General features: G+C 75.0%; 9 protein-coding genes. 6 read left to right on the top strand and 3 right to left on the bottom strand.

Annotated features, from left to right (window positions below; genetic code table 11):
* Window positions 1-245 precede the first annotated feature (245 nt).
* From rox to HCN08_RS27485, 3 genes are all read left to right on the top strand, one after another.
* Entirely contained in the window at window positions 246-1,682 is a 1,437-nt protein-coding gene (gene rox / locus HCN08_RS27495) for a rifampin monooxygenase (RefSeq protein ID WP_167985968.1), read from the top strand.
* Window positions 1,683-1,704: 22 nt separating this feature from the next.
* On the top strand, window positions 1,705-4,968 hold the full coding sequence (locus tag HCN08_RS27490; protein WP_167985967.1) for a BTAD domain-containing putative transcriptional regulator: 3,264 nt from the start codon (window positions 1,705-1,707) through the stop codon (window positions 4,966-4,968).
* A gap of 93 nt (window positions 4,969-5,061) precedes the next feature.
* Window positions 5,062-5,766 (top strand): DsbA family oxidoreductase, encoded by a 705-nt coding sequence (locus HCN08_RS27485; protein ID WP_167985966.1) that lies wholly within the window; start codon window positions 5,062-5,064, stop codon window positions 5,764-5,766.
* Between the two features lie 224 nt (window positions 5,767-5,990).
* Here HCN08_RS27485 and HCN08_RS27480 read toward each other — a convergent pair whose 3' ends face one another.
* Window positions 5,991-8,081, bottom strand: coding sequence for a sigma-70 family RNA polymerase sigma factor (locus HCN08_RS27480; protein ID WP_407648898.1), 2,091 nt, complete (start codon window positions 8,079-8,081; stop codon window positions 5,991-5,993).
* Between the two features lie 230 nt (window positions 8,082-8,311).
* A complete protein-coding gene (locus HCN08_RS27475) occupies window positions 8,312-9,136 on the bottom strand; it encodes a TetR/AcrR family transcriptional regulator (protein ID WP_167985965.1) in 825 nt (274 codons plus the stop codon).
* A gap of 310 nt (window positions 9,137-9,446) precedes the next feature.
* Here HCN08_RS27475 and HCN08_RS27470 point away from each other — a divergent pair, with 310 nt between their 5' ends.
* Both HCN08_RS27470 and HCN08_RS27465 read left to right on the top strand, forming a co-directional pair.
* On the top strand, window positions 9,447-10,829 hold the full coding sequence (locus HCN08_RS27470; protein ID WP_167985964.1) for an NAD(P)/FAD-dependent oxidoreductase: 1,383 nt from the start codon (window positions 9,447-9,449) through the stop codon (window positions 10,827-10,829).
* 129 nt (window positions 10,830-10,958) lie between these two features.
* Window positions 10,959-12,734: an ATP-binding SpoIIE family protein phosphatase gene (locus tag HCN08_RS27465; RefSeq protein ID WP_167985963.1), complete on the top strand. Its 1,776-nt coding sequence runs from the start codon at window positions 10,959-10,961 to the stop codon at window positions 12,732-12,734.
* Window positions 12,735-13,551: 817 nt separating this feature from the next.
* Here HCN08_RS27465 and HCN08_RS27460 read toward each other — a convergent pair.
* A complete protein-coding gene (locus tag HCN08_RS27460) occupies window positions 13,552-14,853 on the bottom strand; it encodes an MFS transporter (RefSeq protein ID WP_167985962.1) in 1,302 nt (433 codons plus the stop codon).
* Window positions 14,854-14,976: 123 nt separating this feature from the next.
* On the opposite strand from HCN08_RS27460, the gene HCN08_RS27455 reads away from it, so the two are divergent.
* Complete coding sequence (locus HCN08_RS27455) at window positions 14,977-15,537, top strand: MarR family winged helix-turn-helix transcriptional regulator (RefSeq protein ID WP_167985961.1); 561 nt, start codon at window positions 14,977-14,979, stop codon at window positions 15,535-15,537.
* Window positions 15,538-15,778 lie beyond the last annotated feature (241 nt).

The raw sequence follows: 15,778 nt of genomic DNA, 5'->3' as shown, positions 1-15,778 counted from the left end.
CCATAGCTCCATGCATGCGCTCGGGCCCGGGAAAGCGAAAGGGCAAGGAGTCCGCTCCTTGCCCTCTTCAAGGTATAGCGGGGTGGGGGCCTTGCCGCAAGGCCCCCCTTGGGGGGCAGAATCGGCGGCCTCAGCCGGAAGGTAAGTAATCAGCCGGTTCGTAGCGTTGTGCCCTGGTTCAGCCGGCGCGCAGCGCCTCGCACCAGGGCAACCCGGCCTGCGCAGAAAAAACATGTGGGGGACTCGTGAGTGACGTCATCATCATCGGCGCCGGCCCGACCGGGCTCATGCTCGCCGCGGAACTGCGCCTGCACGGCGTAGAAGTGACCCTCGTCGAAAGGGACGCCGAGCCGACGAAAGTGGTCCGGGCGCTCGGCCTGCACGCCCGCAGTATCGAGGTGATGGACCAGCGCGGCCTGCTGGAGCGCTTCCTGGAGGTCGGCAAGAAATACCCGGTCGGCGGATTCTTCGCCGCGATCAGGAAGCCCGCCCCGCCGCACCTGGACACCGCCCACCCGTACGTGCTGGGCCTGCCCCAGCCCCTCATCGACCGGCTCCTGGCCGAGCGCGCCGCCGAGCTCGGCGCGGACATCCGCCGCGGGCTCACGCTCACCGGCCTCACCCAGGACGCCGACGGCGTCACCGCCCAGCTCGCCGACGGCACAACGCTGCGCGCCCGCTACCTCGTCGGCTGCGACGGCGGTCGCAGCACCGTCCGCAAGCTGCTGCGCATCGGCTTCCCCGGCGAGCCCAGCCGGGTCGACACCCTGCTCGGCGAGATGGAGGTCACCGCGCCCGCCGACGAGATCGCCTCCGTGGTCGCGGAGATCCGCAAGACGCAGGTGCGGTTCGGCCTCGGGCCGATCGGCGACGACGGCGCCTACCGCGTCGTCGTGCCCGCCGCGGACGTCGCGGAGGACCGCGCCACCCCGCCCAGCCTCGACGAGTTCAAGCAGCAGCTCATCGCCGTCGCCGGCACCGACTTCGGCGTGCACGCGCCGCGCTGGCTCTCCCGGTTCGGCGACGGCACCCGGCTGGCCGACCGCTACCGCGAGGGCCGGGTCCTGCTCGCCGGCGACGCCGCACACATCCATCCGCCGATGGGCGGCCAGGGCCTCAACCTCGGCGTCCAGGACGCGTTCAACCTCGGCTGGAAGCTCGCCGCCGAGATCGCCGGCTGGGCCCCGGACGGCCTGCTCGACACGTACGGCGGCGAGCGCCGCCCGGTCGCCGCCGACGTCCTGGACAACACCCGCGCCCAGATGCAGCTCGCCGCCCTCGAACCGGGCGCCCAGGCGGTGCGCCGGCTGATCTCGGAGCTGATGGACTTCGACGTCGTCAACCGCCATCTGACGGAGAAGATCATCGCCGTCGCCGTCCGCTACGACCTCGGCGACGGCCACCCCCTGCTCGGCCGCCGGCTGCGCGACATCCCCCTCAAGCACGGCCGCCTGTACGAGCTGACGCGCGCCGGCCGCGGCCTGCTGCTCGACCAGACCGGCGGCACCCTGGCCGTGGACGGCTGGGCGGACCGCGTCGACCACGTCGCCGACACCAGCGAGGAGCTGGACGTCCCCGCGGTCCTGCTGCGCCCGGACGGGCATGTCGTCTGGGCCGGCGCGGACCGGGACGGCCTGGACGCCGCCCTGACCCGGTGGTTCGGGGCGGCCCGCGCCCGGTAGCCGTCCGGGGGAGAATGCCCAGGTGCGGTATTCGGTGCTCGGCGTGACCGAGGTCAGACGGGACGACGGGACGGTCGTGCCGCTCGGCGGCGTACGCGTACGGGCGCTGGCCGCGGCTCTTGCCGCCGAGGCCGGGCGGCCGGTCGGCGCGGGCACCCTCATCGACCAGGTGTGGGCCGGCGATCCCCCCGCCGACGCCACCGGCGCCCTCCAGGCGCTGGTGGCCCGGCTGCGCCGGGCGGTCGGCCGGGACGCCGTCACCTCCGAGCCCGGCGGCTACCGGCTGGCGGCCGGGCCCGACGCGGTCGACCTGCACACCTTCGAGCGGCTCGTCCGCGCCGGCGAAGCCGCCCTCGCCGCCGGCGACCCCCGCACCGCCGCCGACACGCTCACCCGGGGCCTGGCCCTGTGGCGCGGCCCCGCCCTCGCCGACCTGCCCGAGCGCGCCGTCCAGGCCGCCCGCCCCGAGGCCCTGCACCGCACCGCCCAGCGGCTCCGCGTCGACGCCGAACTCGCCCTCGGGCACGCCGCCGACGTACTGCCCGAGCTGCGCGAGGCCGTGCTCGCGCACCCCCTCGACGAGACCGTGCACGTCCAGCTCATCACCGCCCTGCGCGCCGCCGGCCGCACCGCCGACGCCCTCATGGCCTACGAGGACGCCCGCACCGCCCTCGCCGAGACCCTCGGCGCCGACCCCGGCCCGGAGCTGCGCGCCCTGCACGCCGACCTGCTCACCCCGCGCGACACGCCGCCGCCCCCGCCACCACCCCCACCCCCGCCCGCGCTCCCGCAGCCCGCGGCCGGCAACCTGCGGGCCCGGCTGACCAGCTTCGTCGGCCGCGAGGCGGACCTGCGCGACCTGCGCCGCGAGATCGCCCGGGCCCGCCTGGTGACCCTCACCGGGCCCGGCGGCTCCGGCAAGACCCGGCTCGCCCAGGAAGCCGCCGAGACCGCGGCCGGCGACTACCCGGACGGCGTCTGGCTCGCCGAACTCGCCCCCGTCGACGACCCCGCCGCCATACCGCAGGCCGTGCTCAGCGCGCTGGGCCGCCGCGACTCGCACGTCGGCCTCGCCGCCGGCCCGCTGCGGCCCGAGACGTACGCCGAGGACCCCACCGCCCGGCTGCTGGAGCACTGCGCCCGGCGCCGCCTGCTGCTGGTGCTCGACAACTGCGAGCACGTCATCACCGCCGCCGCCCGCCTCACCGCGGAGCTGCTGGCCGCCTGCCCCGGCGTGACCGTGCTGGCCACCAGCCGCGAACCGCTGGGCGTGCCCGGCGAGGTCGTCCGCCCCGTCGAGCCGCTGCCGCCGGCCACCGCCTACCGGCTGTTCGCCGAACGCGCCGCCGCCGTCCGCCCCGGCGCCGCCCCGTACCGCGACGACGAGCCGGACGCCGCGGCCGTACGGGAGATCTGCCGCCGCCTGGACGGGCTGCCGCTCGCGATCGAGCTGGCCGCCGCCCGGCTGCGGGCCCTCACCCCGCGGCAGATCGCCGACCGCCTCGACGACCGCTTCCGCCTGCTGACCAGCGGCAGCCGCACCGTCCTGCCCCGCCAGCAGACCCTCCGCGCGGTCGTCGACTGGAGCTGGGACCTGCTCACCGACCGGGAACGTACGACGCTGTGCGCGCTCAGCGTCTTCGCCGGCGGCTGCACCCTGGCCGCCGCGGAGGCGGTGTGCGGGCCCGACGCGCTGGAGACCGTCGCGCAGCTCGTCGACAAGTCCCTGGTCGTCGCCGACCTGCGCGCCTCGGGCGGCGACACGGCCGGCGGCCCGCATGTGCGCTACCGGCTGCTGGAGACCATCCACGAATACGCCGCCGAGCGCGCTGCCGGCCACCCCGCAGAACTTGCCCGGGCCGCCCGCGCGCACACCGTCCACTACCGCGACCTGGCCCGTACCGCCGACTCCGAGCTGCGCGGCGCCGACCAACTGCGCTGGCTGGAGGTCCTGGAGGCCGAGCTGGACAACGTACGGGCCGCGCTGCACCGTACCGTCGAGGCCGGCGAGGAGGCCGACGCGCTGGAGATCGCGCTCGCCATGGGCTGGTTCTGGTGGCTGCGCAACTACCGCAGCGAGGCGGACGCCTGGCTGGAGCGGGTCGTCGCGATGGCCGGCGACCCGCCGCCCGAGGACCCGGCGCACCCGCTGTACTGGCCGCGCACCGACGCGCGCATGCTGCTCTTCTTCGTCAAGAGCGACCACGCCACCGCCGACCAGCTCTCCGCGCCCGAGTCGGTGGCCACCGCGCGCTACCTGGAGCGCGCCTACAACGGCAGCGGCCCGCAGTCCGCCCGCTTCCCCGGCATGCTGTGGCCCTTCACCTCCTACATCCTCGGCGGCACGATCGAGATCCGGCAGTACACCGAGACGGTCGTCGCCAACTGCCGCAAGTACGGCAGCGACTGGGAGCTGGCCGTCGCGCTGATGTTCCGCACCCACGTGGCCGTGGACACCCCCGGCGGGCTGCCCGTCGCCGACGACACCCGGGCCGAGCTCGCCGAGCTCACCGAGCGCCTCTCCGACCGCTGGGTCAGCGCGCAGGTCCGCAGCGCCGCCGGTGAGATCGCCATGGCCCGCGGCGACTACCGCGCCGCCCGCGCCCACCTGGAGGCCGCGCACCGGCTCGGCGCGGAGCTGGGCGCGGCGGCCGAGGCGGCGTTCCTGCTCGCCCGGATGGGTGAGGTCGCCTACCGCGCCGGCGACGACGCGTCCGCCGAGCGGCTGGTGCGGGAGGCCGACGAGTCCTGCGAGCGCTACTCCGTCTGGGACGCCCGCACCTATGTGCGCTACCTCCAGGCCATGCTGCTGCTGCGCCGCGGCGACGTCGCGCAGGCCCGCCGGCTGTGCGAGCTGGCCACCGGGCACGCCACCGACGGCACTCCGCCGCCGGTCTTCATCTCCCTGCTGGTGGCGCTGTCGGCCCGCATCACCCTCGCCGAGGGCGACCCGGGCGCCGCGCTGGCCCGGGCCGCCGAGGCGCTGCGGCTCGCCCAGGCGGCGGGCGGCACCGAGCAGGTCGTCGCCGCGCAGCTCGACACCGCGGCGGAAGCGCTGTGCGCCGCCGGTGATTCCCGGTCCGCGGCGGTGCTGCTGGCCGCGGCCGACGCCGTACGCGGTGTGCTGCCACGCAGCCTCCCCGAACGCGAGGTCGCCGCCGCGGTGGCGGCCCGCGCCGCCGAGGCCCTGCCCGAGCGGGAGCTGGCCGCGGCGCACGAGCGGGGGGCGGCGCTCACGGCGCAGGAGGCGGCGGAGCTGGTCGCCGCGCTGGCGGGCGGGGAATAGAGGCGGCCGGCGCCGGCTTTATTCCGGTGAGGGCTTCGGTTGAGGCTTCAAGGAACACGTCGGGGAACACGTCGAGGATTACGGGAGCGTCCGGTGAAGGTCGAGATCTACAGCGATATCGCGTGCCCTTGGTGCTACGTCGGCAAGACCCGCTTCGAGCGGGCGCTCGCCGCCTTCCCGAAGGCGTCCTCCGTCGAGGTGGTCTACAAGCCCTTCCAGCTCGACCCGACCGCGCCGCAGGAGCCGCGCCCGCACCATGACGTGCTCGCCGCGAAGTACGGGCCGCAGGCCCGCGCGATGGACGCCCGCGTCACCGCGCTCGGCGCGGACGAGGGCATCACGTTCGACTTCGACACGGTGCTGGAGAACAACTCCTTCCTCGCACACCGGCTCCTCCGCTTCGCCCTCGACACGTACGGCCCCGAGGCGCAGGTCCGCCTCAAGGGCCGCCTCATGACGGCGCACTTCGCCGAGGGCGCCGACATCGGCGACCCCGCGCAACTCGCCGCCGCGGCGGCGTCGGCGGGCCTCGACGCGGAGGCCGCCGCCGCTTTCCTCGCCGGCGACGCTTTGGCGGACGAGGTCCGCGCCGACATCGACGAGGCCCGCCTCCTGGGCATCACGGCGGTCCCCACCTTCGTCTTCGAGGGCAAGTGGGCCGTCCAGGGCGGCCAGGAGACCTCCGTCTTCCTCCAAGCGCTTGAGCAGATCTCCCGCGAGACCTCCCCCACCCCGGCCCCCTCAGAGACCGCCACCTGCACCGACGACACCTGCGCCGTCCCTACGCCCAAGCCCTGACCCCATCCCTCCGGGCTGCCCCTGGGTGGGCACCCCCTGGCGCGTAGGCAGCCCCGCACGGGGATTTTTGCGCGCGGAGGGCAACAAACCAGGGGCGCGGGGAACTGCGCGACCAGCCGGCCACGGCGGAAGTTCGCGCAACGGACCGTAAGGGGCAGCCCGGGGCGACAAGCCCACCACCGGCGGGTGGTCGCGCAACCGGCGGTAAGGGGCAGGCCCAGGCGTCACCGGCAGGTGATTTGCGCGGAGGCCCAGTCCGCCAGGCCCACGGGGAATCCGCGGCGTTCCCGGGTGACGGTCAGGCGGAGGGTGGACGCGCCGGTCAGGTCGACGTGGACGGGGACCGCGGGGTCGCCCCCGCGCACGACCGGCGAGGTCCACACGCGCGTACCGTCCGCGTAGACGGCGAACCGCACCGGCGAGCCCAGCAGCCGCGTCAGATCATCGACCCCCACCTTCGCGTCGTACGCGACGCACGGCCCGTTGAGGTCGATCGTGACGGACGACGGCGCATGCACGCTGATCCCGTGCGCATACGCCGTCCCGGCGATCCGCAGGCCCCACCGGTCCCACCACCACGAGCCGGCCGCCAGGCCGCCCAATCGGATGCTGGGCCCCTTCGCGTCGCCCACCCCGCTGATGGGCAGCGAGTCGACCTGGTACGCGGTCGGCGGCGGCGTCGGGCTCGGCGTAGGGCTGGGGGTCGCGGACGGCGTGGGCGTCGGCGTCACCGGCGGCGGCGCCGGAGTGCTGGGCGGCGGCGCGAGGACCGGCGTGGGCCGCGGCGTGGGGCGCGGGGACGGCGGCGGGGGAGTCGGCGCGGTGGTGTGCGGGGCCGGCGGCGCCACCCGCTTCGGGGCCGGCGTCGGGCTCGGCTGCGCAGGTGGCGGCGGCGCGGCCACCGGCGGTGTCACGACCGGCGCGGCGACCGGCGGCTTGGCCTGCGGCTTCGGCGTCCCGCCACCCCCGGCGGTGAGGGCGAACGCGGTCGCGGCGGCGGCGACGACCACGGCCACCGCGATCCCCACCTTCACCGGCGCCCCGAGCCCTTCGCCCGCGGCAGCCCCACCGGCGGCAGCGCCGCCCGAACCCGCACCGGCACCGGCAGCACCGGCGCCGGCTCCAGCGGCACCCGCGCCGGCGGCACCCGCACCTGCCGAAGCCCCGGCGGAGCCGGCCGCGGCAGCCGCAGCCCCACCCGTGGCAGCTGCCGCAGCCGCGCCCCCGGCGACGACCACAGCCCCCGCCTTCGTGGCGTACAGCGCGGCGAACCAGCCGATGTACGCGACCGGCAGCAGCCCCTTGAGCGTCGAGTTGAGGTCGGCCAGCTCCCGTGACGCGGCCGTGCAGCGCTCGCACTCCTTCAGGTGCCGGTTCAGCTCCCGGTCCGCCCGCATCCGCAGGCCCCCGCGGGCGTGCGCCCCGAGCCGGTCGGCGTACCGCGCGCATTCACCCGCCTCGGTGAGCGCGGAGCTGACGTGCGCCTGCAAGTACGCCTGCCGCAGCCCCTCCCGCGCGCGGTGCGCGAGCACGGCCGTGGCGTTGGCGGTCAGCCCGAGCAGCGGCGCGATCGTACTCGGCGACTCCTCCTCGACGGCGGTGTGCCACAGCACGGTCTGCCAGCGCTCGGGCAGCGTACGGAAGGCCTTGACGGCGAGCGACTGCTCGGCCTCGCGCATGGCGCGTACGTCCGCGGCCGGCGCGCTCGCCGCGGCCACCGTGCCGGCGCCGGCCGCCGTGACGGCGAAGACGGCGAAGTCCTCGACGAGGTGCTCGCGGCGCGCGGTGTTGCCCCACGCGGCGGCGACCCGCCGCACCGTGGTGAGCAGATACGCCCGCACCGCGGACTGCGGCCCGCTCCCGCCGCGGATCGCCTGCAACGTACGGGCGAACACCTCGCCGGTCAGGTCCTCCGCGGTGTGCGCGTCCCGGCAGCACGTGCGGGCGTAGCGGCGTACGGCCTCGGCGTGCCGGCGGTACAGCTCCTCGTACGCGCTGTCGCGCCCGGCCCTGACCTGGTCGACCAGCTCGGCGTCGGAGTGCCCGGGCTCCTGCTCCCCGTGCTCGGGGTGCCCGGCGGGCACCTCCGCCCCGGCGTCGTCGAAACCATTCCCGGCACCGTCCTCGACGGCACCGTCCTCCACCGCGTCGTCGAGCGCGTCGTCGGGCCCGGCCCCGGGGCGCGGCACAGCGCCGTACGCCGGCTCGGCGCGCCCGACCGGGTCGCGCTGCTCCGGCACCCGGCGCGGCGGCAGCTCCGTACCGCCCTCCGCGGCGGCGGACCCGCCGGCGGCCTCCCCGTTCGCCTCATCCACGCGCCCAAGACTGGCACAGCGCGACCCCTCAGGGGCCCGGCATCGGGAAGGAACCACCCGTCCGTGGCCGGATCGTCCACGGTTCCGCCGCGTTCCGCCGTCCGGGTGAACGCCGCGTGCGGGGACGCGCGGGGGAAAGCCGTGCGCCCGAAAGGCCGCGCGCCGGAAAAAGCCGCGGGCCGGCCCCGGGAGGACCGGCCCGCGACCGGGCGGCAGCTACGGCGTGCGCGCTACTCGTGCGCGGCCGGCCGCTCCGAGGGCCGGGAGCGCAGGCCCTCCAGCAGGATGTCCAGCAGCCGCGCCGACGCCGCCGCCTGCTGGGCGGCGTCCGGCAGCGAGGGCGCGGCGGTCGCGATGACCAGCAGCACATCCGCCACCGACACGTCCGCCCGCAGCTCACCGGCCGTCCGGGCCCGCTCCACGAGCTGGCCCACGACGTCGAGCAGGGTGCGTATCCCGTCCTGCTCCTCGGCCGCGCCCGGCCGCCCGGCGGGCACGGCCGGGGCGGCCGGCGCCACCTCGTCGCGCCCGGCGTGGTCGCGCGGGCCCGGACGGGCGCCCGCCCCCGCCCCGACCCCCGCGTCCTCGCCGAACCTGGCGCGCTGCTGCGGCACCCGCGCCGCGTCACCGCCCTGCGGCTCGGCGTCCTGGCCGTCCGATGTGCGCTGGACCCGCAGCACCTGCGGGGGCAGCAGCCGGCCGGCGCCGGAGGCGACGGAGGTGCGCAGGAAGCGGGCCAGCGCCGACCACGCCTCGTTCTCTTGGCCGAGCGCGGTGCGCGCCTGCTCGGTCAGCCGTGCCGTCTCCTCCTCGGCGATCCTTCTGACCAGTACGTCCTTGCTGGGAAAGCGGCGGTAGACCGTCCCCACGCCGACGCGCGCGCGGCGGGCGACGTCCTCCATGGGCGCGCCGTAGCCCAGCTCCCCGAAGACCTCACGGGCGGCGCGGAGCACATGCTCCAGATTGCGCTGGGCGTCCACCCGCAGGGGTGCCGCCCGGCCCGTGCCCCCCTCCGGAGCTGCGGCAGGCGTCCATGTCGTGTCCCGAATGTGCATATGTGTATCCCCCGGCGAATTGAATGTCTCCCCCCGGAGACTCCCCACCCTTAAAGATCACGCATGCGCGTCTCCGCGCACTACTACGAGATACGAACATAGTTGAGGGCGCGTCAAGAATGAAGGGGGTGTGATCCCTGGGGCGGGAGATCGCGCCGCAGGGCCGGGTGGCGGCTTCCCGCCTCTGCGGCGTTTGCCCGCTGATCACCCGATGCGCCCGCCGGCCCGCGGCCTGCGCCGACGCGGATTCCGCCGAATCGGGCCGTCCGCCCTGTGGACAAACGGCGTCCACCCATTGCGTCATGGAGCAATGACGACGGAGTCGGCGGCCCTGGCCAAGGCAAGCACACCGCGCATTCTCGTGGTCGGCGGTGGATACGTCGGCATGTACACGGCATTGCAGCTGCAGCGAAAGCTGCGGCTCGACCGCGGCGAGGCCGAGGTCGTGGTCGTCGAGCCCCAGCCGTACATGACCTACCAGCCGTTCCTGCCCGAGGCCGCCGCCGGGTCGATCTCCCCGCGCCATGTCGTCGTCCCCCTGCGCCGGGTCCTGGACCGCTGCCGGATCGTGGTCGGCGAGGTGCGCGCGATCGACCACGACAAGCGCGTCGCCGAGGTCGTCACCCCGGCCACCGAGGAGGAGGGCGGCGGCGCCACCGAGATCCGCTACGACCAGCTCGTCCTCGCCCCCGGCTCGGTCTCCCGCATCCTGCCCGTGCCCGGCCTGGCCGAGCACGGCATCGGCTTCAAGACCGTCGAGGAGGCCATCGGCCTGCGCAACCACGTCCTCGAACAGCTCGACATCGCCTCCTCCACCCGCGACGCCGACGTCCGCGAGGCCGCCCTCACCTTCGTCTTCGTCGGCGGCGGCTACGCGGGCGTCGAAGCGCTCGGCGAGCTGGAGAACATGGCCAGATACGCCCTGCGCTACTACCACAACGTCCGCCCCGAGGACATGAAATGGGTGCTCGTCGAGGCGACCGGGCGGATCCTCCCCGAGGTCGGCGAACAGCTCGGGCGGTACGCCGTACGGGAGTTGCGGGGCCGCAACATCGACATCCGGCTCGACACCCGCCTGGAGTCCTGCGAGCACCGCGTCGCGGCCCTGTCCGACGGCTCCCGGCTGCCCACCCGCACCGTCGTGTGGACCGCCGGCGTCAAGCCCGCGCCGCTGCTGGCTGCCACCGGACTGCCGCTGGGCGCCCGCGGCCGGCTCGCCGCCGACGCCACCCTGCGCATCACCGGCGTCCCCGACGCCTGGACCGCCGGCGACGCCGCGGCCGTCCCCGACCTCACCGCCGACACGCCCGGCACCCTGTGCGCCCCCAACGCCCAGCACGCCGTACGCCAGGCCAAGGTGCTCGCCGGCAACATCGCCCACCAGCTGCGCGGCGAACCGCTCACCGAATACCGCCACACATACGCCGGCTCCGTCGCCTCCCTCGGCCTGCACGAAGGCGTCGCACTGCTCTACGGCCGCCGGCTCACCGGCTACCCGGCGTGGCTCGTCCACCGCGTCTACCACCTCAGCCGGATGCCCACCGTCAACCGCAAGTCCAAGGTGCTCGCCGAGTGGATCCTGTCCGGCCTCTTCAAGCGGGAGATCGTCTCGCTCGGCTCCCTGGAGCATCCGCGCGCCGAATTCGAACAGGCCGCGGGCGCCGACGGCGACACCGACCCGCCGCGCCGCTGAACGCCCGCGCCGCGCCCCGCCGGGGCCGCCGCCGCGATTCCCCCCTCGGCCCCCGGTCGGCCACACTGGACGGGTGACCACCCGTGCGGCAGCACCTGCAAAGAGTGACAAATACGAGGAATCGGACGTTTGAACCTCACGCGTTGGAGCGCCCGGCTCCCCGGAACACAGCGACGCGGAGCCGTCCCGGCGGCCCGCGGCAAGACCGACGACGCCGCCACCGGCACAGCCACCGGCACCGCCGCACCGGCCGCCGGCGCGAAAGCCCCGACCGGCGCGAGCACCGGCGAGGACACCGCGAGCGCCCCCGGCGCCGACCCCGCAGAACCGCCCGGCCTCGGCACGGCCGCCACCCTCCAGGACCAGGCACTCTCCGCCCTCGGCGACACCCACTCCGCCGTCGCCGCGGTCCTCAGCCGGCTGCCCGCGCTCATCGCCGTCACCCACGGCCCCGCCCACCGCGTCGACTTCGTCAACGACGCCTACGCCGACGTCTTCGGCCCCCGCACCACCGGCACCCCCGCCCGCGACGCCCTGCCCGAACTCGCCGACCTCGGTTTGCTTCCGCTCATGGACCAGGTCCACCGCAGCGGCCGGCCGCGCACCGTCAAAGCCCGCAAGGTCACCCGGGCCGACACCGCCGCCGTCACCCGTCAGGGCTACTTCACCTTCACCTGTACGCCCGTCCGGGCCGACGACCCCGACCCCGAACGCCGCGGCGTCCTGGTCTTCGCCGCCGACGTCACCGACCAGGTCCAGTCAGCCGAACGGCTCAGGGAAAGCGAACGCCGCATCCACGAGACCGCCGTCACCCTCCAGCGCAGCCTGCTGCCCGAGCAGCTCGAACAGCCCGACGACCTGCGGCTGGCCGCCACCTACCAGCCCGGCGGCACCGACGCCGCGGTCGGCGGCGACTGGTACGACGTCATCACCCTCGGCGCCGGCCGCACCGCCCTCGTCATCGGCGACGTCATGGGCCGCGGGGTGCGCGCCGCCGCCGTCATGGGCCAGCTGCGCACGGCGGTACGCGCCTACGCCCGGCTCGACCTGCCCCCGCACGAGATCATCCAGCTCCTCGACGGACTCGCCGCGGAGATCGACGCGACCCAGATCGCCACCTGCGTCTACGCCGTCCACGACCCCGGCGAGGGCCGCCTCGCCTATGCCAGCGCCGGCCACCTGCCCCTGCTCATCCGCGACCCCGACGGCACCGTCACCCGCACGGAGGAACCCACCGGCCCACCGCTCGGCACCGGCGGCTGGCCCCACGTCTCCGCGTCCGTCCCCTTCGGCCCCGGCTGCACCGCCGTCCTCTACACCGACGGCCTCATCGAACGCCGCGGCGAGGACATCGAGGACGGCGTCACCACCCTCATGCGCGCCCTCGCCGGCGCCACCGGGTCCCCGCAGGTCGTGTGCGACCGCCTCATGCGCGCCCTCGGCGTCACCGGCCAGCACGACGACGACGTCGCCGTCCTCGTCATGCAATACCCCGACCACACCGGCCACCCCGACGGCGAGGTCTTCCGCAACGCCTCCCTCGACCTCCTCGGCGGCATCGAGGCGGCCCCCCGCGCCCGCGCGTTCGCCACCGGCGTCCTGGCGTCCTGGCGCTTCCCCGTCGAACTGCGCGACCTCGGCGTCCTCGCCGCGAGCGAGCTCGTCGCCAACTCCCTCAAGCACGGCACCCCACCCATGCGGTTGCGCCTTCGGCGCACGGACCGCCGGCTCGTGATCGAGGTCACCGACGCCGACGAGCACCTCCCGCGCCGCCGCCGCGCCGACCCCGCCGACGAGGCCGGCCGCGGCATCTCGATCATCGCCACGATCGCCACGTCCTGGGGCTCCCGCCACACCCCGGACGGCGGCAAATCCGTCTGGTGCGAATTCGCCCTCCCGAGCTAGGAGCCCGAGCCGAGCCCACCCAGCACTCGCGGCTACGCCGCGGGGTGACAACCCACGTGCGCGGAGCTGCGCCCGCCGTCCGGCTGCCGCCGCGCGGGCGCGATCCGCGCCGGGGGGTGCGTCTGCGCCTTGACGGTGACATCCAGGGGCGCGGGGAACTGCGCGCTCAGCCCACCACCGGCCGGTGGTCCGGATCGGACCGAACTGCCCCTTTGGGTCGGTGGCGACGTGCAGGCCGGTCACTGGCTGGTCGCGCAGTTCCCCGCGCCCCTGAAAAAGCGCCCGGCGGCGCAAGCCGCAGCTCCGCTGGGGTGAGCCCCACTTGGCGCGGGACGCCGACCACCAGGGGCGCGGGGAACTGCGCGCGCAACCGGCCACCGGCCGGTGGTCCGGATCGGTCCGAACTGCCCCTTTGGGTCGGTGGCGACGTGCACGCCGGTTCCTGGTTTGTCGCGCAGTTCCCCGCGCCCCTGAAAAAGCGCCCGGCGGCGCGAGCCGCGGCTCCGCTGGGGTGAGCCCCACTTGGCGCGGGACGGCCACCACCCAGGGGCGCGGGGAACTGCGCGCGCAACCGGCCACCGGCCGGTGGTCCGGATCGGTCCGAACTGCCCCTTTGGGTCGGTGGCGATGTGCAGGCCGGTTCTTGGTTGGTCGCGCAGTTCCCCGCGCCCCTGAAAAGCAACGCCCGACGCAGACGCAGGCCCCCGCCGGGCGCGCTCACGCGGCGGCAGCCGCACAACAAACACAGCCCCGCACCCCTGAAAAAGCACCCCGCGGCGTAGCCGCGACGTGCGGGCGGGGTGCCGCGGGCGTTGCGTCAGGGGGACGGGACCGGGGTCGGGTCCGGGGTGGGGTGGGAGGTCACGATGCGGGACCTTGCCGGCGCGTCCTGCGAAGCAGAAAGTGCGCGGCCCAGGCGCAAGGCGAGGGCCGAGACGGCAAGGGAGCAGGCCACGAGCAGGGCGACGTAGGAGCCCCACGCGTGGGCCGCCGCGATGAGGCCCCCCACCGCCGGGCCCAGCGCCAGCGCCAACTGCTTCACCAGCGCGAACGCCGCGTTGTACCGCCCCACCATCCCCTCCGGCGCAAGATCGGCGACCAGCGGCGACACCGTCGGCGCCAGCATCGCCTCCCCGAGCCCGAACAGCCCATACGTCGAGATGATCGCCACCACCGCGACCGCGTGATGCGTATGCGCCACCCCCGACGCCCCGGCGACCAGCCACGCCACCGCCCACACCAGCCCGACCACCGCGATCACCCGGCTGCGCCGCCGCCGCTCCACGAGCCGCAGCACCACGAACTGCGCCAGCACGATCGCCGCCGTGTTCGCCGCGAGCGCGATCCCCAGCATCGCCGGCGATATCCGCGTCACGCTCACCGCGAAAGCGGAAAGCCCCGACTCGAACTGCCCGTAGCACGCGAAGAACAGCACGAACCCGAGCACGCACAACAGCACCATCGCCCGGTTCCGCGCCAGCAGCCCCCAGCCCCCACCGCCGGCGGAGCCGGCCGCCGACGCCCCCGGCACCGTCTCACCGGCCAGCGACGCCCGCGGCAACCGCACCGTCGCGACCACCGCCCCGAGCACCAGGAACATCGCCGCCTCGATCGCGAAGAGCCGGATGAAGGACGACGGGTGCGCGGTGTCCACGATCAGCCCGCCCACCAGCCCCCCGACGCCGAGCCCCAGGTTCGCCAGGAAGAACTGCGTCGCGAACGCCCGCGAGCGCGTCGCCGTGGTCGAGCACCACACGATCATCGTCGCCAGCGCCGGCTGCACCACCGAGATGCCCGCCCCCAGCGCCCCGGCCGCCAGCACGACCACCGGCTCGCTCCCGGACAGCCCGAGCCCCAGCGACCCGGACGCCGCCAGCACCGTGCCGGCCACGGCCACCGGCACCGGCCCGCGCCGGTCGATCGCCCGCCCGGTGAAGGGCAGCACGAAAAGCGCGGCGACGGCGAACGTCGCCAGCACCACACCCGCGACCCCGGCCCCGAGCCCCCGCACCTGCGACACGTACACAAACGTGTAGGGCACGGTGAAGCCGTTGCCGAACGCACTCAGGGCGTTACCCAGCTGTATACGGCGCAGCGCTGCGCCCATCGTGGTGTTCACGGCTCTCCCTCCCGGCGGTCCGGCCGACGCCTTCGCTTCGAAGACTTGACGAGTAAAGTTCGAAGCTAAAGAGTACATGCCGAAGAGCTTTAGGGCAAAGCCCTTTCGTGCCATACTCGGATCATGACCGCAGCCCCTGGCTCCGCCGGTGCGCCGCAGGAACTGGACCTGGACGCCCAGATCGCCGCCTACCAGCGCGAATTCCCCGAGGTCGACCCCCAGGTCGAGAAGGTCGTGACGGCACTGGGCCGGCTCAACCGCCGGATGAACGTCGCGTACGGCCGCCAGCTCGTCGACCTCGGCATCAGCAACGCCGAGTGGGAGGTCCTCAAGGCCCTCGTCGTCATCGGCCGCCCGTACCGCCTCGGCCCCGGCGACCTCGCCAAGCGCCTCGGCCTCACCCCCGCCGCGATGACCCACCGCATCGACCGCCTCGTCGCCGAGGGCCTGGTCACCCGGGAACGCGACGAGGCCAACCGCGTCCGCGTCATCGTCGAGCTCACCGAGGCCGGCCGCGACAAGTGGCTCCAGACCATGCGCATGGCCGCCGCCTTCGAGGACGACCTCCTCCAGGACCTCTCCCCGCCCGAGCGCGCCACCCTCGGCGACATCCTCATCCGCCTCCTCCGCCGCGTCGAGACCAGCCAGCCCGACGCCGGAGGCCGCCTGGAGGACCTCGACTGACCCCCCACCCGACCGCCCCGACCGCCGGGTGTTGACACGCCCGGCGGACGTGCGTAAAGTTCTTCGGGTTGTCCGACGTGAGCGCCGACTCCGGTCGGTCCCCGGACAGCCATCCCGCAGGACCACCTCGATTCGACCGGTCGACGGCCGTGTGCCGTCGTCTTTGTCGTCTCGTCGTGCGTTTTTTCGGAATGAGCGCAGACTTTCGACCGGCCGGCCGATTTGGCCGAGGCGAGCGGAG

Origin of the sequence: Actinacidiphila epipremni (assembly GCF_012034175.1) — a bacterium.
Classification (GTDB): domain Bacteria; phylum Actinomycetota; class Actinomycetes; order Streptomycetales; family Streptomycetaceae; genus Actinacidiphila; species Actinacidiphila epipremni.
This window is presented reverse-complemented; position numbering and strand designations above follow the sequence as displayed.

What these genes read in the sequence shown, in the direction of transcription:
- HCN08_RS27455 (WP_167985961.1), top strand. Translation starts at nt 14,977, where the DNA reads ATGACCGCAGCCCCTGGCTCCGCCGGTGCGCCGCAGGAACTGGACCTG.
- HCN08_RS27470 (WP_167985964.1), top strand. Translation starts at nt 9,447, where the DNA reads ATGACGACGGAGTCGGCGGCCCTGGCCAAGGCAAGCACACCGCGCATT.
- HCN08_RS27475 (WP_167985965.1), bottom strand. Translation starts at nt 9,136, where the DNA reads ATGCACATTCGGGACACGACATGGACGCCTGCCGCAGCTCCGGAGGGG.